General features: G+C 43.3%; 12 protein-coding genes. 7 read left to right on the top strand and 5 right to left on the bottom strand.

Annotated features, from left to right (window positions below):
- Nucleotides 1–19: 19 nt before the first annotated feature.
- From IDJ77_RS02015 to IDJ77_RS02000, 4 genes are all read right to left on the bottom strand, one after another.
- The gene (locus tag IDJ77_RS02015) at nt 20–1408 is read right to left on the bottom strand and encodes a RagB/SusD family nutrient uptake outer membrane protein (protein WP_191187247.1); all 1389 of its coding nucleotides are present in this window, start codon (nt 1406–1408) and stop codon (nt 20–22) included.
- Nucleotides 1409–1418: 10 nt separating this feature from the next.
- Nucleotides 1419–4919, bottom strand: a complete 3501-nt coding sequence (locus IDJ77_RS02010) for a SusC/RagA family TonB-linked outer membrane protein (RefSeq protein ID WP_191187246.1) — start codon at nt 4917–4919, stop codon at nt 1419–1421.
- 175 nt (nt 4920–5094) lie between these two features.
- A complete protein-coding gene (locus tag IDJ77_RS02005) occupies nt 5095–6135 on the bottom strand; it encodes a FecR family protein (RefSeq protein ID WP_224750926.1) in 1041 nt (346 codons plus the stop codon).
- A 327-nt stretch (nt 6136–6462) separates the two neighbouring features.
- Entirely contained in the window at nt 6463–6636 is a 174-nt protein-coding gene (locus IDJ77_RS02000; protein WP_191187245.1) for a hypothetical protein, read from the bottom strand.
- Nucleotides 6637–7029: 393 nt separating this feature from the next.
- Between IDJ77_RS02000 and IDJ77_RS01995 the strand changes: the two genes are divergently transcribed.
- The 6 genes from IDJ77_RS01995 (at nt 7030) to IDJ77_RS01970 (ending at nt 16944) form a co-directional block, all read left to right on the top strand.
- Entirely contained in the window at nt 7030–7344 is a 315-nt protein-coding gene (locus IDJ77_RS01995) for a DUF6660 family protein (protein WP_191187244.1), read from the top strand.
- A gap of 74 nt (nt 7345–7418) precedes the next feature.
- Nucleotides 7419–11795 (top strand): CusA/CzcA family heavy metal efflux RND transporter, encoded by a 4377-nt coding sequence (locus tag IDJ77_RS01990; protein WP_191187243.1) that lies wholly within the window; start codon nt 7419–7421, stop codon nt 11793–11795.
- A gap of 2 nt (nt 11796–11797) precedes the next feature.
- Nucleotides 11798–13000, top strand: a complete 1203-nt coding sequence (locus IDJ77_RS01985; protein ID WP_191187242.1) for an efflux RND transporter periplasmic adaptor subunit — start codon at nt 11798–11800, stop codon at nt 12998–13000.
- A 113-nt stretch (nt 13001–13113) separates the two neighbouring features.
- On the top strand, nt 13114–13425 hold the full coding sequence (locus tag IDJ77_RS01980) for a Fur family transcriptional regulator (RefSeq protein WP_224750925.1): 312 nt from the start codon (nt 13114–13116) through the stop codon (nt 13423–13425).
- Nucleotides 13426–13455: 30 nt separating this feature from the next.
- Nucleotides 13456–14793, top strand: a complete 1338-nt coding sequence (gene rseP, locus IDJ77_RS01975) for an RIP metalloprotease RseP (protein WP_191187241.1) — start codon at nt 13456–13458, stop codon at nt 14791–14793.
- Nucleotides 14794–14889: 96 nt separating this feature from the next.
- Nucleotides 14890–16944 carry a heavy metal translocating P-type ATPase gene (locus IDJ77_RS01970; RefSeq protein WP_191187240.1) on the top strand — a complete coding sequence of 685 codons (2055 nt, stop codon included), beginning with the start codon at nt 14890–14892 and terminating at the stop codon, nt 16942–16944.
- 195 nt (nt 16945–17139) lie between these two features.
- Here the strand turns inward: IDJ77_RS01970 and IDJ77_RS01965 are convergent, their stop codons facing one another.
- Entirely contained in the window at nt 17140–17808 is a 669-nt protein-coding gene (locus IDJ77_RS01965) for a metal-dependent transcriptional regulator (RefSeq protein ID WP_191187239.1), read from the bottom strand.
- A 125-nt stretch (nt 17809–17933) separates the two neighbouring features.
- Here IDJ77_RS01965 and IDJ77_RS01960 point away from each other — a divergent pair, with 125 nt between their 5' ends.
- The gene (locus tag IDJ77_RS01960) at nt 17934–19133 is read left to right on the top strand and encodes a di-heme oxidoredictase family protein (protein WP_191187238.1); all 1200 of its coding nucleotides are present in this window, start codon (nt 17934–17936) and stop codon (nt 19131–19133) included.
- Nucleotides 19134–19140 lie beyond the last annotated feature (7 nt).

Genomic DNA, 19140 nt, shown 5'->3' with positions numbered 1-19140 from the left:
TAATTCGGCATCTGTTAGGCTATCGGGGATTTTGCGATATGCCGCTGTAATTAATTTCGTCATCGGGTATCGGGAACAAATACCGTGGGTCATTCGGGGGCAGCGTATAGGTTTTCCCATTCAATATCCTTGTGATAGTGATGTTGGCCCCTTCTTTATTCAACCGCTTCAGGTCTGACCACCGCAGGCCCCGCCGGATCAGTTCTTTTTGGCGCTCTGTTAAGACCATTGCTAATGCTGTTGCTGGATCTGATGCACTGCGTGGTGTAAAGGTGCCGCTGGTATACCTGGTAATTAATAATGTATTTAAGCTACTTAATGCGGTCTGGACAGCTGACCTTCTCGCAGCGCATTCCGCTTTGATCAGGTACAGCTCATCCGTTGCCAGCCCGGTATAAATCAGCGATCTTCCGCTGTACGTCCGCTTGCGTAGCGTGGTTCCATTGGCTGCTTTTCCGAAATAGATCGGCTTTCTCAGGTCGTTCGCATCATATAAGCTTAACAATTCCGGAGTTATAGCGTATCTTCCAAGTGAGGAGGAGATCACCTCGGTCAGATCAGTGGTTTGGACACTGTAGTAGATACTTTCGTTGTTGGAAAAAGTAAAAGGCGTGCTTGCTGTTTTTGAAACGGTGTTATAGTCAATAAGTTTATTGTAAATCAATAGGCAGCTATCTGCATACGCCTCCGCTTTGGGGTACTCGCGCATACTTAAATAGATCCGGGCGAACAAGGCGTAAACCGCAGCTTTGGAGGGCTGATTCCTAAAATCAACAGATAGATTATTAGGAAGCAATCTGCCTGCTTGTTGCAGGTCTGATAATAGCTGATCATAGGTCTGTTGCAAAGTGGCCCTGGGTAATAGCTCATCTATTCCTGAAGTAAGCCGCAAGGGAACGCCGGGGGAATTTCCCGCAGTGTTACCATCGTAAGCCTCACAAAAGTTTTGGGCCAGGTCGTAAAAAGCGAACGCACGGGCAAAATACGCCCATCCCTTGGTCTTGTTCCATTCACTGGTGCCTATCCCATCACTGTTGGGCAAACCATCCAGTACGCTATTGGCATAAAAAATAGCCGCGTAAGGAATATTCCAATCTTTTACATTCCCCTGCCCCCCGTAAAGATCTTTTTCCCATGTATAGGCATTCCTGGTGGTTAATTGTACAAGTGATTGATAGGTAGCATAATCGGGAATGATAAATTCATCAGAGGAGGCAAGCGGGAGCGCGCCTGTCTGGTTGAATACCTCCGTGTTACTAAGTAACTGCTGAAAATCTGTAATGGTATGCGGTTGGACCAGGCTTGTACTCGGTTTTACGTTTAGGAAATCTTTTTTGCAGGAAGTAAGTACTGCCGCGATAAGAAGCGCTAAACAGACACTGGCGCTTTTGATTTTTTTTCTGTTCATGATAGTTAATTTAAAAAGTCGCGTTTAACCCAAATGAGATGGTCCGTGTTGAAGGCAATAATTGTGTCCCTGCATCGGGATCCAATCCATCCTTATTTGCACGCCAAAGTATTCCGACATTGTTGATATACGAATAGATCTGCAGGCTTTTAAAGGGTAGATACGGGTGATACTTTTTATTCAGCTGGTAACTTAACCGGATATCCTGTAGCCGGATATGATCGCCTTTATCGATCACGTCTTCAGAACCTAAGTAGAAAACATCTCTGTAGCTATCATTGGGATAAATGAGCGATGGTATGGTTGTATGAAGTTCATCTCCTGGTTTTTGCCACCTTTGGTCAAATTCTCCCTGATTGTAGCCATAATTACTGCCGGAGAAAATCCCATTCTTCCTGAAATAATAGCCCAGCTTATAAACGACATTGACTGAAAGATCCCATTGCCGGAACGAGATATTATTTCGTATGCTGCCAAATGACCGCGGAGTTGCCGGCCCCTTATAAACGAGTTCATCGGCGTTTTGGGAATTGTAAATCCCCGCATAGTCAGTACTGATGGCTCCTGCCAGATAGCCCCTGGGATTACCGGTAGCATCAAGTCCGGCGGATTTAAAAGCAAATATGGCGTAATAGGGGAAGCCTACCAGTGGGTTGGAATAGTTGCTGAATACAATATCACCGTTAACGCCCTGCTGTGCGCTATAATTGATTATCCGATCAAGGGCGTAGTTGTATAACAGGTTCAGTTTCCATTTAAAACCCGGCTTACTGAGAATGTTTAAATTTGCGACGATATCAATTCCATTGGTTTTTGTATCCGCCGAATTACCTTTGAATGTCGTTACGCCGGTTTGCGGTGCGATAGGGCTGTTACCGATCAGGTCCATACCGCGTTTCCTGTAATATTCAAAACTCCCGGACAGCCAATTCCCTTTTGTCGAAAAATCAATCCCTAAATTGATATTCTCAATTTTTTCCCAACCCAGGGAAGGGTTGGGAGGATTAATGATATTAGCGTAAAGCGTGTTCCAGATGTTATAATAAAATGCATTAGCGGTAAGATAAGCCGAAGTTGTTTTATCCGCATTGCCATTATAACCATAGGTTGCCCTGATTTTCAAATACGGCAGTGCTTCTGAATGGTAAAAGCCCTCGTTGCTCAAATTCCAGGCTAAACCGGCGGACCACAGGGGAACACCTTTTTGGTTTGCCTTTACACCGAAAATATTGGTTTCATCTTTTCTGGCACTTGCCGTAAAGATATACCTGCTGTTATAAGTATAAGAAGCATTGGCATAATAAGACCTGTAACGGTCCGTGTTCCCTAACTGGCTTGGTGCGGTTGGGATCGTTTGGGCGCCATAGGGGTCGTAATAAATATTGTAGTATGCTAACGGGTTAATGGAGCCGTTAGCATTGCTTGCAGTAGAAGGGTCATAACCGTAATAACGCTGACTGTTCAGATCATATTGATAATCCTTAACCTCAAAACCAGCTATCGCACTAACGGCGTGTATGTTTTTTATCGTCTTTTCATACGATAGCTGCGCCCTGCCGTATTGCGTTGAAGCGGTTGCATCGTTTCTATCGGTAATGGCTCCCAGCGGGATGATCCGGCTTAAAGTACCTGTTGAGGGATCAATTGCAGAGAACCTGTTGATCAGGTCCCGTGCATAAAATGAATCCTGGTTATAAACACGGTTGTCCTCATTCTGATCCTGCTGGTATTGGTAGTTTACCTGGATCTTAAGCTGATCGATCAGCTTGTAGGTAATTCCAGCCAGAAACCTGTAATTCGTCAGGCCTGTATTTCTATTACCCTTGTTTTCATTTAAAGGGAAGTACCGCCAATCTAAAAGTTTTCCATTGCCGGCCGTATCAACATACGAGGCTCTCAGGGTTTGATTGATGTTATCAACGACAGGTAATGGACTACCATTTTTGTCTGCTAATTGGTCGTAAGCCGTATACGGCCTGTATGTATTTGCATTGGAACCCGTATTACTCCTGGTAAACGAGATAGAAGTAAACAACTCCAATTTGTCGTTCAACAGGTTCAACGTGTTGTTGGCATTGATCGTATACCGTTTGTAACTGTCTGAAACAAGATTTCCCAGGTTCTTGTCGAAGCCCGCAGAAATAAAATATTTCTGATGTGCCGCACCGCCGCTGACACTGAGGCTATATTGCTGGTTCGCACTTTTTCTATAGAAGTATTTACGCAGATCATTCCGTACATCACTTGGTTTTAAGGTATTGATTTGCCCATCATAATCAGTTTGGGAAATTTGACTGTTTCTTAGCTTATCCATCAAAGCGACCGCGGGCGATATGGCGCTGTAGCCATTGCTGATCGTATTATCGTAATAGCCCTGGTCAAATAGAAATTTTTCTACATAAATGTTGTCTGCCGATGACATCTGGTAAGGATAATTCAGGTTCGGCTTTTCACCGATGGTCAGGTTGGCGTTTAAACTAATAACCGGATCACTTCCCTTTTTACCTTTCTTCGTGGTAATAACAATGACGCCATTGCCTGCCCGTACGCCCCAGATGCTGGCGGCCGCTGCATCTTTTAAAATAGAGATGCTTTCTATGTCATTTGGATTGATACTATTTATGTCGCCATCATATGGGAAATTATCGACGACAATAAGTGGGTTGGGGTTAGCGAAAATGGTGCTGCGTCCCCGGATAGTGATCGTTGAGTTATTATTCCCGTCCAGGTTTCGTTGATTGAAAATCAGCCCGCTGGTAACGCCATCTAATCTTTCCAGGATGTTGCTGCCTACCCTGCGATTCAATAAGGCGCTATCAATGAGGACAAAACTGCCGGTTGCCCGTTCTTTAGGTAGCGTCTGATAGCCGGTTGAAACAACCTTTACCTCATTCAATTTTGAATTATCCTGTTTTAAAACGACCGTCAAATAAGCTGTGGTATCGGCTAATAAAACCTCCTGTGTTATAAATCCAATAAATGAAACCTGTAATCTGGCGTTAAGCGGAACATTGGATAAGACAAAATCTCCGTTCTTGTCAGTTATGTAAACCTTGCTTTCACCGACTATTTTCAAGGTAGCACCGGGCAGCACCATGCCAATGCTGTCAGTTACCTTTCCTTTAATGATGACGGGCTGCTGTTCCGCAGTTCTCTTTCTTTTTTGTGCGTCATGGCTGATGATGATTTTGTCATCTATAACCTTATAGGATAATGGAAAGGGTAGGAGTAAGTCATTTAACACCTCCTTTAATTGTTTGTTGACCGCCTGAAGGCTAACCCGGCTATTGATTAACTCTTTGGAATTACTGTAGATAATGGAAACCTCCGCAGCTTTGGCAATTTTATCAATACCGCTTTTTAAATTTATTTCTTTAAAGCTTACGGTGACTTTCTTTTCCAGGATCTGGTTGGCAGATTCCGCTACCGCCGGTAAAGACAAGCATCCGTTAACAAAAACGATGATAAGTAAAAGCCTGATTGATTTAAGGGAGGGTAAAATGGAAAACATAGTTTAATTATTTAATGGTTATAGCACATGTATATTCTTGTGAATGGGCAATACCAGGCCCATAAAGCAATTTTTTAACTTTTTGCAGTTGGTGTATTCTAAGAAATGTAAAATTGTTCCGTGCGTTATTGCGGCGGTACCCTAATTTATGGGTGGGATAATTTTGCTATCTGTCTCATTCTTCACAACCTCCTTTTAATATATACTTATCCTTTTGGGTAATCACCTTAGCATTGATTGCAGCCGCTAATTGTTCTAAAACAATGGCTAATGGCCGGTTCGTATTGAATTCGCCGTAACACAGACAATTCTTTGATTTGCTTTCGGTCAAAATCGGCACCCTATAATACCGGGTAAGTTCTGCCACCACTTCCGGCACGCTGACTCCGTCATAATTTAAAATACCGTTCTTTCGGTTCAGCATCTGTTTAGCCTCGAAATAATTTAAACTGATCAATGTTCCGGTTTGAGGGTTAAACTCGCTCCGCTGGTTGGGTCTTAGCACAACATTGGAACGTTTTCCGTTTAAAGCACCCGGAGCAGACACATTGACAATACCGGTGACTACAGTTACCGTATATTTTGCTTGTATTTTGTAAGATTGAATGTTGAAGGAGGTGCCAACTACACGGGTATCCATTTGACCGCTGTGTATTACAAATGGATGTTTTTTGTCTTTGGCAACCTCAAAAAAAGCTTCGCCTTCCAGTTTGACCTCGCGCAAATTACCTGTTAACTGATCTGGATATTGTAGCGAACTGGAAGGGCTAAGCCATATCTTGGTGCCGTCGGAAAGTGTTAAGATCTTATGTTCACCAGCTTTGGTGAGCAATGTATAAAGCTTGGGATCGCCGCTCGAATTATTCATGAAATAACTACGGTAGATGAGCGCGCCGGTACCAACCAGGATCAACCAAAATGCCGCGATCTTCAGCCACCTGGGAAATAGGGTGCCGCTCGATTTGCTATCGGTGTTTTCTTTTATTTCCTGGAGGATGTTTTCTTTGACCTGTTGGATGGCTCTTTCGGATGAAGCGTTTGATTCTGCTGAATCTTCGTAACCCAATTCCATACGGATTAAGCTTCTTAACTGGCTTTCATTCGGTTCGCTTTCAAAGTAGTTTAAAAGCTGCCTCGTTTCATCTAAACTACACCTGCCGTCCAGGTATTTCTGAAAGAGTTCGGTTAAAGAAATTCGATTGTTTGATCCGTTCATTAACCCTATTATGCAGTTAAACGAAATAAGGACTATTGAGAGAGAAAAATATTTTGTGAGAAGTTATTGTTTTATAATAGGCTGTTACGCATTTGAAGCCTGTATAATTATCGCCTTGACAGTATAGGAAGGGAACGTACCGAGCTGCTTTCTGAAGGTTGCGATTCTAAATAGGAAGGGAACGTACCGAACTGCTTTCTGAAGGTTGCGATTCTAATTAAACTGGCTCGAAGCCAAAGGGGAACCACGAATTAATCAATAGTAACCACTGCTTTCTCCCCGATGCCCTATAATCTTAAATTCATTATACCCAAGCTTTGGGTACAATTACTGTGCATTAATTGTAAAATTGGGAATATTATCACCTTTGGAACGGCGTAACACGGTTGCAATGGAATCACCTTGGATAGTCTGGCCGACATATCCAATAGCTTTAACATAATACCTTCCCGGAATTAGGTTACTAAAGATACCGATACCCGAAGGGATTTGTATTGCCATGAAAGACCTTATATTCAATGCTTTATATGGATATAAATTCTTACTTGCCAATTTTAAAACATAGATTAATTGTAATCTTCTGATATAAAGATACGAATTTTTGAGTGAGAAATTAAAAAGGCGAATAGATATAGGCCTTATACGAAAGAATTATAAGTAAATTACGTTGAACCCAGTATCCCTTATTAAACTGTTAAGCAACCAACAGGGCGAGCCGGGTAAGTAGTCAAGGCGGGCGGCTGAAAGCAAACAACTGCCGCCCGCTTGTATGCTTGACTTTTATCCCGGCGGTGGGTTATCTTCGCGACACAGGTGAATAAGGAATGTTGCCTTAATACGGCATGCTATATCGCCGTTTTATTATAAAGAAGATATTCCCTACATTTGCATCGAATGAGATATATCGCTTTCATATTCAGTTTTTATTTTACACTCCTGACCTTATTGCCCTGTCAGGACAGGGATGATATGATTGGAAGTATAACTCATGTAACCTTGCAAAAAAATCATTCTCCTAATGATGAAAGAGGACAGGAAACCTGCCCTCCATTTTGTACTTGTTCCTGCTGCTCTACTGCAAGGCAATTAACAGCTACAATTAATACTGGCATTCACACACAACAAGTTGTGCGTGAATATCCTGATTATGGCATCCCGGCTATACAGAAACAGCCGATCAAAATCTGGCAGCCCCCTCAAAAAGGTTAATACGAAATTCTTGATGTTTTCGCCTGCAATAAACTTTGCATGGCTTTTCCGTATCGTATTAATTTTTACAATTTATGTTCGACAAGATTATCGCGTTCTCTATCAGGAACAAGGTAGCTATCGGGATTATGACACTGGTTTTAATACTGGTGGGTATTTATTCAGCGTACAACCTGCCGGTTGATGCACAACCCGATATTACCAATAACCAGGTACAGATCATTACACAAGCGCCGAGCCTCGGCGCACAGGAAGTAGAGCAGTTTATTACCGCTCCCATAGAATTATCAATGGCTAATATCGCCGGGATCATTGAAAAACGTTCCATATCCCGATCCGGTATCTCCGTGATCACCATTGTTTTTAAAGATGATGTAGATATTTATTGGGCAAGGCAGCAGGTCAATGCGCAACTAAAAGAAGCCGAAAATAGCATTCCGGCGGGATTAGGAGAACCCACACTGGCACCTATTACCACCGGGCTTGGAGAAATTTACCAATATGTGATCCATACAAAAAAAGGCTATGAAAATAAATATACCGCTACCGATCTGCGCACGATACAAGACTGGCTGGTCCGTACCCAATTGGCCGGAACCGTTGGTTTAGCAGAAGTGAGCGGCTGGGGCGGCTATGTTAAACAGTACGAGATCGCCCTGGATAATGACAAGTTGAACTCTTTAGGAATCACTATACCGCAAGTATATGAAGCCCTGCAAAAGAATAATGAAAATACAGGCGGTTCATATATAGAGCAGCAACGTAATGCATATTTCATCAGGGGCTTGGGGCAGGTACAAAACCTGGACGATATTCGAAAGATCGTAGTCGCTAATACCCAAGGCTCACCCATACTGGTGCGGGATATTGCAACCGTACAGTTCGGTAGCGCAACCCGCTATGGCGCGGTTACCCGCAATGGCGAGGGTGAAGTAGTTGCAGGCGTAGCCCTGATGCTGAAAGGCGAGAATTTCAGCGAGGTGATCCAAAACGTCAAAGACAGGATGGTACAGATACAAAAGTCCTTGCCGGAAGGTGTCGTGATCGAACCTTTTATTGACCGTACAGAATTGGTTGGACGCGCTATCGGTACAGTAAAACGTAACCTTTTGGAAGGCGCACTGATCGTCATATTTGTACTGGTATTGCTTTTAGGAAATTTAAGGGCTGGTTTAGTGGTTGCTTCGGTTATTCCATTGGCCATGCTGTTTGCCTTTTCCATGATGCGGCTGTTCGGTGTATCGGGTAACCTGATGAGTTTAGGTGCCATTGATTTTGGGCTGATAGTAGATGGCGCGGTAATTATTGTTGAAAGTGTGGTACATCATATTACTACAGGCAGCTACAAACAAAAAGGTGTAGAAAAACTAACCACTGCGCAAATGGATGTAGAAGTTCGCGATAGTGCAAGTAAACTAATGAAATCCGCCGCGTTCGGGCAGATCATCATCTTAATTGTTTACTTACCATTATTGTCACTCGTAGGCATTGAAGGCAAGATGTTCCGCCCAATGGCTGAAACAGTAGCCTTCGCTATCCTGGGCGCTTTTATTCTATCGCTCACTTATGTCCCGATGGCAAGTGCACTCTTCCTTAGTAAGAAAACGTCCCACAAACGGAATATATCAGACCGCATTATTGAGTTTTTACAGCGGGTTTACCAGCGCGCTTTAATAGCTGTACTGAAAATAAAGATAATTACCGTAACCGCTGTATTTATTGTATTTGGCATAGCTATATGGGCTTTTAGCCGAATGGGCGGTGAGTTTATCCCGACTTTGGATGAAGGAGATCTTACCGTAGAAATTTCCATGATGCAGGGCACTTCGCTTACTGAAGTAGTGAAGACTTTCGGTAAAGCTGAAAAGCTATTAAAAGACAAATTCCCGGAGATCAAACAGGCAGTTACCCGTATTGGCAGTTCCGAAATACCGACCGATCCCATGCCAATGGAAAAGGGCGATATGATGCTTGCTATGAAACCAAAAGGGGAATGGAAAACGGCATCAAATAAAGAAGAAATGATCGAAAAGATGGAGGAAGTACTATCAGCCATACCCGGTATCAATGTTGAAATATCTCAGCCGATGCAGATGCGTTTTAACGAACTCATGACTGGTATCCGGCAGGATGTAGCTATCAAAATATATGGCGAAGATCTGGATATCCTGGCGGTGCAGGCTGAAAAACTGGCCAAACTGATCGCTCCTGTAAAAGGTGTCAGCGAACCCTATATTGAAAAAGTAAGCGGACTCCCGCAAATACAAGTAGCTTACAACCGGGATAAGATGGCGCAGTATGGTTTGAACATCAGCGATGTGAACATGATCCTTAAAACTGCATTTGCCGGAAGTGTTACGGGCGTAGTATTTGAGGGTGAAAAGCGTTTCGATATGGTGGTGCGGCTAAACCGTGATCTGCGCGAAAACATTTCAGGCGTTGAAAACTTGCTGGTGCCGCTACTATCGGGTAACAAAGTGCCGTTAAGCCAGGTTGCAGATATCTCTTTTAAAGATGCCCCGGCACAGGTATCCCGTGAAGATGGCAAAAGACGTATTTATGTTGGCTTTAATGTGCAGGGCCGAGATGTTGAAACGACCGTAAAAGAAATACAGTCGAAATTAAATACAACTTTGAAATTACCCACCGGTTATTACCTGACCTATGGGGGCCAATTCCAGAACCTACAGGCTGCCAAAGCAAGGTTGTTAATCGCCGTACCTGCGGCTTTGCTGTTTATCCTGGTATTACTTTATGTTACTTTTCGTTCGGTAAAAGAAAGCCTGCTTATTTTTACAGCGGTTCCGTTGGCTTCAATGGGTGGCGTAGCTGCCCTGCTTCTTCGCGGTATGCCGTTCAGTATTTCTGCGGGTGTCGGTTTTATTGCTCTTTTTGGCGTAGCCGTATTAAATGGTATCGTGCTGATCGGGTATTTCAACCAGTTAAAGGTAGAAGGCATGAGCAATATTTATGACCGAGTGTTAGAAGGCACAAAAACCAGGCTGCGCCCGGTACTCATGACTGCTTCGGTTGCTTCTTTAGGTTTCCTTCCAATGGCCCTATCTTCAAGTGCCGGGGCTGAAGTACAGCGACCTTTAGCTACTGTGGTGATCGGAGGATTAATTACCGCTACATTTTTGACGCTATTTGTGCTGCCATGCCTCTACCTGTTATTCAATCGTAAAGAAACAGAAAAGATCAAAGTGCCTAAAGCACTGGTAACGATACTGCTGGTCATTGGTTTTGGCATCTGCCAACAAAGCAAAGCCCTTGCACAAAACCGAATACCACTGACATTAGACAGCGCGATTAGTAATGCCATTAAAAATAACCTGCAAATCCGATCTGCGGGTTTGTCCGTCGAACAGGCCAGGGCGTTACAAAGGTCAGGTACCGATATTCCCAAAACCGAATTGATGGTCACGCAAGACCCTACCAGTGGAGGAAATATGGATAACGCCATTGGCATTACGCAAACCATTGCCTGGCCAGGTTTATATAAAAATCAGCGAAGATTGCTCAATCAGCAATCGTTGTTGGCAGAACGTTCAGGGCATTTAACACGGGCCGAGGTAATCAAACAGGTACGGAGCGCGTGGTATGCCTATATACTGAACAGGGAAACACTGCGCGTCCTGGACTTTCAGGATAGCGTTTACAAAGGCTTCGTAAAAAAAGCAGAGATCAGGTTTAAAACCGGCGAAACCTCCAATCTGGAACTGATCAGCGCACGGAACAAGTACCAGGAGATTGTAGCCTTAAAGATAGGTGCACAAGCCGATCTGCGAAATAACGAACTGGTTTTACAGCAATTATTAAATACTTCCGAACCTATTGTGATCGCCGAAAGTAAATTATCCGTGTTATTGGCAATTACACCAGATACCATTAATGTAGCTAACAACCCGCAGGTAAATGTTGACCTGCAAAACATGGAAGTTGCTAATGCAAGGATCGCTGTCGAAAAATCAAAAGGGTTACCGGATTTTACTTTAGGGTATAATCAGCAGTTGGTAATCTCCGGCTTTAACCCTGCTAATATCAACCGTGACTATTCGCCTGGGACTCGTATCGCCGGGATACAAGTTGGTTTCGCGCTTCCCTTGTTTAATGGGGCGAACCGTGCAAAGGTAAAGGCGGAACGCTTGTCTGCACAGGTTGCTCAAACCAATTATCAAAACACCCAATCACAGGTACGTTTGCAACATGAACAGGAATTACAACAATACCATAAATTTAAGCAATCGGTAGATTATTATTTATCGGGTGGGTTAAAACAGGCAGACGAACAATTGCGGATCGCTCAAGTATCTTTCAATCTGGGCGAAATTGGCTACATCGAGTATATCCAGAATATGTCCGCAGCCGTACAGGTAAAATTAGCTTATATCGAGGCCTTAAGCCGCCTCAACCAATCAGCCATTCAGATACAATTTATTAAAGGAGAATAATCATGAACATTAGAAAATATAAACTTATACCAGCTGCGTTCTTAATGGTAGTCGCCTTTGCATCCTGCTCAGGTGATTCTGACAAGAAAGAAGCTGATGCGAAAGAAAGCGCTGGTGGCGCAGAAACCAAAAAAGAAAAACCGGATGGCCTGGAATTGACAGCAGAGCAAATGCAAACGGTTGGTATCGTAGCTGGCCCAATAGCTCAAAAGAACCTGGATTCCGTGATCAAAGCCAATGGCCAATTAGCCGTACCACCTCAAAACAAAGCCGACGTAAGTATCCTTTCAGGGGGGATTATTAATCATATCAGTGTTATTGAAGGACAACAGGTAAAAAGAGGGCAGCTATTGGCTACCATCAAAAACCAGGATCTGATCAAAATACAGCAGGATTACCTGGCCGCCAAAAACAATTTTACCTATGTACAGGCAGAATATAACCGGCAGAAGCAGCTACAGGATGCTGGTGCGGGTACAGGCAAATCTTTTCAGTCTTCCGAAGCTACTTACAACGCTGAGCGTTCCCGTATCACCGCTTATGAAAGCCAGCTAAGCCAGTTGGGAATTTCGCCTGGCAGGATTGATAATGGAAGGATCGTTTCGCAGTTCCCTGTATTATCCCCTATCGGCGGTACGGTCGGCCAGATCACTGCTAATACCGGTGCCTTTGTTCAACCTGGCACTTCCATCATGGAAGTGGTAGATAATTCCAAAATCCACTGCGATCTGACCGTGTTTGAGAAAGACCTGATGCACGTTAAAGTAGGTCAAAAAGTAAGCTTTCAATTAACCAATCAGGAAAACCAGCTCATTACCGGAACGATCAATGGCATCAATAAATCTTTTGAAAATGAGAGCAAGGGGGTTACTGTTCATGCAGTCATCAATAATAAGGAGCAGAAGAACCTGATTCCCGGAATGTATGTTACAGCCCTGATCAGTACGGGCAGCCGCCTGACAGCAGCAGTACCTGTTGATGCGGTGGTGCGGTCAGAGGGAAAACAATTCATATTTGTGGTTATTTCAGAAGCAGGCAAAAACGACCTGATAAAATTTAAGAAAGCTGAAGTAACGACTGGAGTAACGGAATTGGGTTATGTACAGATCAAACCTCTTGACTACCTGCCAGCAACCGCGCAGGTCGCCTTGAAGGGCGCATTTTATTTACAATCAAAGGCAGCCGGGGGGGCCGAGGAAGAATAATATGAATAACCTGGAAAGCCTGTTACTCGAAAAACAGATCAATCCAACTGCGATGCGGTTGGTCGTACCTTGACTATTTACTCAAACAAAATAACGCCATAAGTTTAACCGATATGGAGTTAGCCCTTGAACGAACAGACAGGGTAACGCTATATCGCAGCGTTAGAACTTTTGAAGAACATGGATTGGTTCACCGGATAGAGGACGGGACAGGAGTAGCCAAATTTGCATTGTGCCAACCGTCCTGTACCATAGCCGGGCACGATGATTTGCATGTTCATTTTTACTGCATCAATTGCGGGGAGACGCATTGTTTGCCCAAAACGCTGATTCCCGAGGTCGGTCTTCCGGTTGGATATGAAAGGCAGGAAACAAGCCTTTTAGTAAAAGGCGTATGCTCTGAATGCAAAAGAAGTGCTATTTGATGTCTTTCGGTCACTAATTAATTATTCAACATGCAAATTTTGATTATTACAGGCCAGTTTTTATTAAGTATATCCCTTTTGGTTCTGATGCATGAGCTGGGGCATTATATAGCTGCCAAAGCATTTGGAATAAGGGTGAAGAAGTTCTACCTGTTTTTTGACGCCTGGGGCTTAAGCCTGCTCAAATTTTCTTATAAAGGCACTATTTACGGGATAGGCTGGCTTCCTTTGGGCGGATATATCAAGATGGCTGGTGTGTTTGAAGATGCGGACTCCGATGCTGGGATCACCAGTGTTTACGATTCCGGTACTTTTTATAGCAAACCTGCCTGGCAGCGCATAATCGTCATGTTAGGCGGAATCATCATGAATATTATTGTCGCTATAATTATTTTCTCGTCGCTGTCTATCAAATACGGCGATAACTACATGCAAAAACTGAAGGCCTATTTTGGTGTCATACCTGCTGATATTGGTCAAAAAGCGGGATTATTGCCTGATGATAAAATTGTAGCGATAAACGAAGATTCTCTTTATTATCAGGATGAATTAACAAGCACGCGAATTTTGCGGGGGAATACGCTTCTGACAGTAATTCGTTCTAAAGGAAGCGAACGTATCCATCTACATCTTAATGTATCTCCAAAGATCATGGGGCTGCTGGCCGACAAAGCGCCAACTGAATTTTTTAGTATTGGAACGCCTTTTAAGATAGACTCTATTTATTCCAATAGTAACCTTAAAGCAGCTGGTTTTAGTAAAAGTGATCAGATCACCGCAGTTAATGGCAACCCCGTAAACTATTATGAAGAGTTTATGGTAAAGCTGCATGAGAATAAAGATAAACCAATGTTATTGACTATCGTCCATGAAGGAAAAACCAGTCAGGTTGAAGCACATCGTGATAAAGACGGACATTTTGGATTTTCACTGGAGGCCATTCATACACCAAAGGCGAAACCCGCGCAGGTTACATTACCGCAGTCTGTTTCATTTGGAGCGGGCCGTACCTGGTCGGCATTTTCCGACAATGCCCGTGGCATTAAAGATATTGTGCAGGGGAAAGTTAAAGCTACAGATGCCCTGACCGGCCCGGTCGGTATCGCCGTTCTTTTTGGTAAAGCCCCTGATTGGAAGACATTATGGGGATTGATAGCGGTATTGTCAACCGCGCTGGCGTTTATTAACCTGATGCCGATACCTGTTTTAGACGGTGGGCAAGTGATGTTTTTAGTCATTGAAGCTGTGCGCGGTAAGCCTTTGAAACCAGTTATTATCGCTTATGGGCAAATGGCCGGATTTATCATTTTAGGCTTATTAACCTTTTTTGTTCTGTATACCGATATTGCAAAACTGATTGTTAAATGATTGCCGGCAACCAGATTACTGTTAAATGTTTGCACTACGGTTGCAGACATTATCCTTTTAAATTTGTTGTAAAATAAAAGCTGCACACCTCATAATATGAAAAAACAAGCAAATAAAAAGGATGTTCAAGAACAACCCCGTATAGATATTTCTTCATCGAAACAAAAAGAAGAAAAAGGCAACACGAATGATGAAAATGAATCTAGCCACGATCATGAACATGGTGGCATATTTGGTAAAAATACAGAACTGATATTCGCTGCCTTATCTGGGTTATTTCTCGCCCTTGGTTTCGGTTTGTCTTTCGTACATACGCTACCTCCACTAACCAGTATTATGCTATATGGCACCGCTTGTTTTTTTGGAGGATTTTATACTACCAAAGAAGCCTACGAGGCCATCAGTACGGGTAAGTTCGAAATTGACTTTTTAATGCTTGTAGCGGCTGTCGGCGCAGCCTGCCTTGGTCAATGGGCTGAAGGTGGTCTACTGCTGTTCCTTTTCAGTTTAGGGCATTCCCTGGAGCATTATGCCATGGGAAAAGCTACTAAGTCTATCGCCGCGCTGGCCGATCTGGCACCTAAGACTGCTATCGTGCGCAGGGATGGTAAGGAAACAGAGGTGCCAATTGAAGAATTGGTTTTAGGCGACATCATTATTGTTAAGCCTAATAGTAAAATTTCCGCTGACGGTGCAGTAATCAAGGGTGAAAGCAGCGTAAACCAGGCCCCTATTACCGGCGAAAGTGTGCCGGTAGATAAAACGCCGGTCGCTGATCCAGAAAAAGAATACGATGATAAAGCTTTAAAATCTGAAAACAAAGTGTTTGCCGGAACGATTAACGGAAGCCAGGTATTAGAAATAAAGGTAACCAAGTTAGCAGCCGATTCAACCTTATCGCGCCTGGTTAAATTGGTTAACGATACCGAGGCGCAGAAATCACCAACACAATTATTTACCGATAAATTGCAGAAGTATTATGTGCCGGCCGTATTGGGTTTGGTAGGTCTGCTGCTATTTGCTTTTTTGGTTATTGATGAACCGTTTAGTAAGAGTTTTTACCGCGCAATGGCGGTGCTGGTTGCTGCAAGCCCTTGTGCGTTAGCTATCTCAACACCAAGTGCTGTTTTAAGCGGGATAGCCAGGGCTGCAAGAAGCGGAGTGTTAATCAAAGGCGGTGGTCCATTGGAAGAATTAGGAAGCTTAACCGCAATCGCGTTTGACAAAACCGGCACGTTAACAGAAGGCAAGCCCCAGTTAACCGGCGTGATAGCATTAGCCAAATTGTCGGAAGATGAGGTCTTAGAGATCGCGATAGCAGTTGAGAAATTAAGTGACCATCCTTTAGCAGCAGCGATCGTAAAGGGGGGGCTGGAAAGAATAAAGCAGAAAGATATTCCATCAGCCAAGAATCTGCAAGCCGTTACCGGACATGGCGTAAAAGCCATCGTAGGTGGCAAAAAAATTATCATAGGGAATCGTAGCCTGTTCAAAAAACTATCGGATGAGGTGCATCAGCAGGTGGAAAAGCTGGAAAAGGAAGGTAACACCACCATGCTTGTTGAACAGGAAGGGGAAATCGTCGGTTTGATCGCGCTGATGGATGTTCCGCGTAAAGAGGCTAAGAAAACCTTGAAAGAACTAAAAGATTTAGGCATTAAGCGCATGATTATGCTGACAGGCGACAATCAACAGGTTGCCGAAGCCGTAGCTAAACAGATCGGTATCACCGATGCAATGGGTGGTTTACTGCCGGAACATAAAGTGAAAGCTGTTCAGGATCTGATTAAAAAAGAAAAAAAAGTTGCCATGATCGGTGACGGCGTAAATGATGCACCCGCAATGGCCAAAAGCACTGTTGGTATAGCCATGGGTGCCGCAGGGTCTGATGTGGCGTTAGAAACAGCTGATATAGCGTTAATGGCTGACCGCCTGGATAACCTGCCATTTGCAATTGGTTTAAGCCGCCAATCCCGCAGGATCATTAAGCAAAACCTTTTTGTAAGTTTGGGTATGGTTGCCGTATTGATCCCCGTAACCATTTTGGGAATTACCGGAATTGGCCCTGCGGTAATAGGCCATGAGGGTTCCACATTATTAGTCGTGTTTAATGGTTTAAGGTTATTGGTTTACCAGAATAACAGGAAGTAGGTTGTTATCATTAATGATTCCTGATGACATGAATATACTGTATAACCGCTTCAATAATGATCAGTAGCATACCTATTGCCAGTATGATCATTCCGATGATGCGAATTAATTTCATCCATAAAGGGCGCGGTTGAGTTTTTCGTGCATAATGCAACGTACGATTTGCCGCCGCTACTTTCCTTTTGTTTCGGGCCATTAATTGCCTGTAGAAGTAATCAAAATACTTTCCAAAAACTTTCTTGAAACGCTGATATCACCGCCATTGTTGATTTTGATTACGGCGGATTGGTCGAAATCAATGATTTGCTCGACCTTCAGCTTTGATCCGATCTTTATATCCAGTTTTTTTAGGTAGTTTAAAAACATTGATGAACTGTCTTTTACGCCAACTACCTCTAATTCTACCCCTACAGCAGACTCAGATAATAATGTCCCAAAAATTTTAGAGATGTTGCCTTTTATATCCGGTATCGGGTGACCATGCGGGTCGAATTGAGGAAATCCCAGGAATTTATCCAAACGGTCCGCTAATTCAGGGTGATGCACATGCTCTAACTGTTCAGCAATGTCGTGTATTTCTTCCCATGAAAATTCCAATTTTTCAGCTAATAAAACTTCCCATAGCCGGTGTTTTCGGACAATATCTATAGCTGCTTTTTCTCCTACAGTGGTTAGACTTGCGCCTTTCTTTTTGTCATAATCGACCAATTCCTTGGCCGTCAATTTTTTGAGCATACTAATTACAGAAGCGGCGGTATTTTCTAATGCCGCTGCCAGTGTTGTGATACTAACCTTCTCCTTGCTATTTCTGCTTAAATGAAAGATAGCCTTTAAGTAGTTTTCTTCTGATAATGTTCTTGTCATTCTGTGTACTTCCAAAACAAAAATAGTCTTTAATACTTAAAATAGAAATTAGACATGACTAATTTTATATAGTTGTATTATAAAATTAATAATATATGTTTGTACTATTGAAAAAAGTATGAATAATGAATAAAAATCATTTCGCGGCTATAGCCTTATTTTTGTTACTGATAACCATCATCATATCCTGTCAAAAATTTGAACCGGCTGCGCCTGCGGAAGATTCTATCCTTGACGGGCCGGTCGAAAATTTAACGTCAGCCCAAAATTTACAACACCTTGCCGGCGATGTCGGGTTTAATGACCAGGTATTTACAGCGGCCACCGGATTAGGGCCCGTATTTGTAGCTACCAGCTGTGGTAGCTGTCATGCCGGTGATGGTAAAGGTCACCCGTTTACCACACTGACCAGGTTTGGCAAAAATGATAGCCTTGGCCGTAACGAATTTGATCACGGGCCACAATTACAGGAACGTGCTATCCCGGGCTACGCTCCTGAAAAGTTACCGGAGGGCACCAGCTTTGCTAAATTTATGCCGCCTATAAATACAGGACTGGGTTTTATTGAATTGGTTAGCGAGGATGATATTTTGGCTATGGCCGTTGGCAATGTAAACAATCCGGATGGCGTTAGAGGACATCCTAACTGGGCACTTTTGCCAACGTATATTAAAATAAGGCCTAACAGCAAAAATCAGGGCAACAGATACATCACCCGTTTTGGAAAGAAAGCCAGTACTTATAATTTACTTCACCAAACCATACTTGCCTATAACCAGGATATGGGCATCGCGTCGTCGTTTGATCCAAGTGATGTTTTTACCTTGCTAGATACTGACCCGGAGATCTCCGATAAAATAATAAGGGATTTGGTGTTTTACCTTCAAACGCTTAAAACGCCTATTCAACGGGATCAACATAATTCAGATGTGATTAGGGGTAAAGACCTGTTTGTTCAAATAGGTTGTGAGAGTTGCCATAAGCAGACTTTAAAAACAGGTGTTTCGCCGGTTTTGGCTCTTGACAATAAGAATTTTCACCCGTACACCGACCTCTTAGTGCATGATATGGGGCCGGGTTTAGATGACGGCTACACAGAAGGATCAGCCAAAACAAGTGAATGGCGCACAGCACCGTTATGGGGCTTGGGCTTAGCGCCTAAATCCCAGGGAGGGCAGTTTTTTCTTTTACACGATGGCCGCGCCAGGAGTATTGACGAGGCGATACGAATGCATGGTGGAGAAGCTTTAGTGATCAAAAACAGGTACAATGCGCTCCAAGAGAATGAAAAGCAAAAAGTAATCAAATTTTTAAATAGCCTGTAAGATGGAC

Source organism: Mucilaginibacter pankratovii (genome assembly GCF_014773265.1).
Classification (GTDB): domain Bacteria; phylum Bacteroidota; class Bacteroidia; order Sphingobacteriales; family Sphingobacteriaceae; genus Mucilaginibacter; species Mucilaginibacter pankratovii.
This window is presented reverse-complemented; position numbering and strand designations above follow the sequence as displayed.

Coding starts and splice junctions, on each gene's coding strand:
- IDJ77_RS02005 (WP_224750926.1), bottom strand. CDS start 6,135: ATGAACGGATCAAACAATCGAATTTCTTTAACCGAACTCTTTCAGAAA.
- IDJ77_RS01970 (WP_191187240.1), top strand. CDS start 14,890: ATGAAAAAACAAGCAAATAAAAAGGATGTTCAAGAACAACCCCGTATA.
- IDJ77_RS01985 (WP_191187242.1), top strand. CDS start 11,798: ATGAACATTAGAAAATATAAACTTATACCAGCTGCGTTCTTAATGGTA.
- IDJ77_RS01965 (WP_191187239.1), bottom strand. CDS start 17,808: ATGACAAGAACATTATCAGAAGAAAACTACTTAAAGGCTATCTTTCAT.
- IDJ77_RS02000 (WP_191187245.1), bottom strand. CDS start 6,636: ATGGCAATACAAATCCCTTCGGGTATCGGTATCTTTAGTAACCTAATT.
- IDJ77_RS01960 (WP_191187238.1), top strand. CDS start 17,934: ATGAATAAAAATCATTTCGCGGCTATAGCCTTATTTTTGTTACTGATA.
- IDJ77_RS02010 (WP_191187246.1), bottom strand. CDS start 4,919: ATGTTTTCCATTTTACCCTCCCTTAAATCAATCAGGCTTTTACTTATC.
- IDJ77_RS01995 (WP_191187244.1), top strand. CDS start 7,030: ATGAGATATATCGCTTTCATATTCAGTTTTTATTTTACACTCCTGACC.
- IDJ77_RS02015 (WP_191187247.1), bottom strand. CDS start 1,408: ATGAACAGAAAAAAAATCAAAAGCGCCAGTGTCTGTTTAGCGCTTCTT.
- rseP (WP_191187241.1), top strand. CDS start 13,456: ATGCAAATTTTGATTATTACAGGCCAGTTTTTATTAAGTATATCCCTT.
- IDJ77_RS01980 (WP_224750925.1), top strand. CDS start 13,114: ATGGAGTTAGCCCTTGAACGAACAGACAGGGTAACGCTATATCGCAGC.
- IDJ77_RS01990 (WP_191187243.1), top strand. CDS start 7,419: ATGTTCGACAAGATTATCGCGTTCTCTATCAGGAACAAGGTAGCTATC.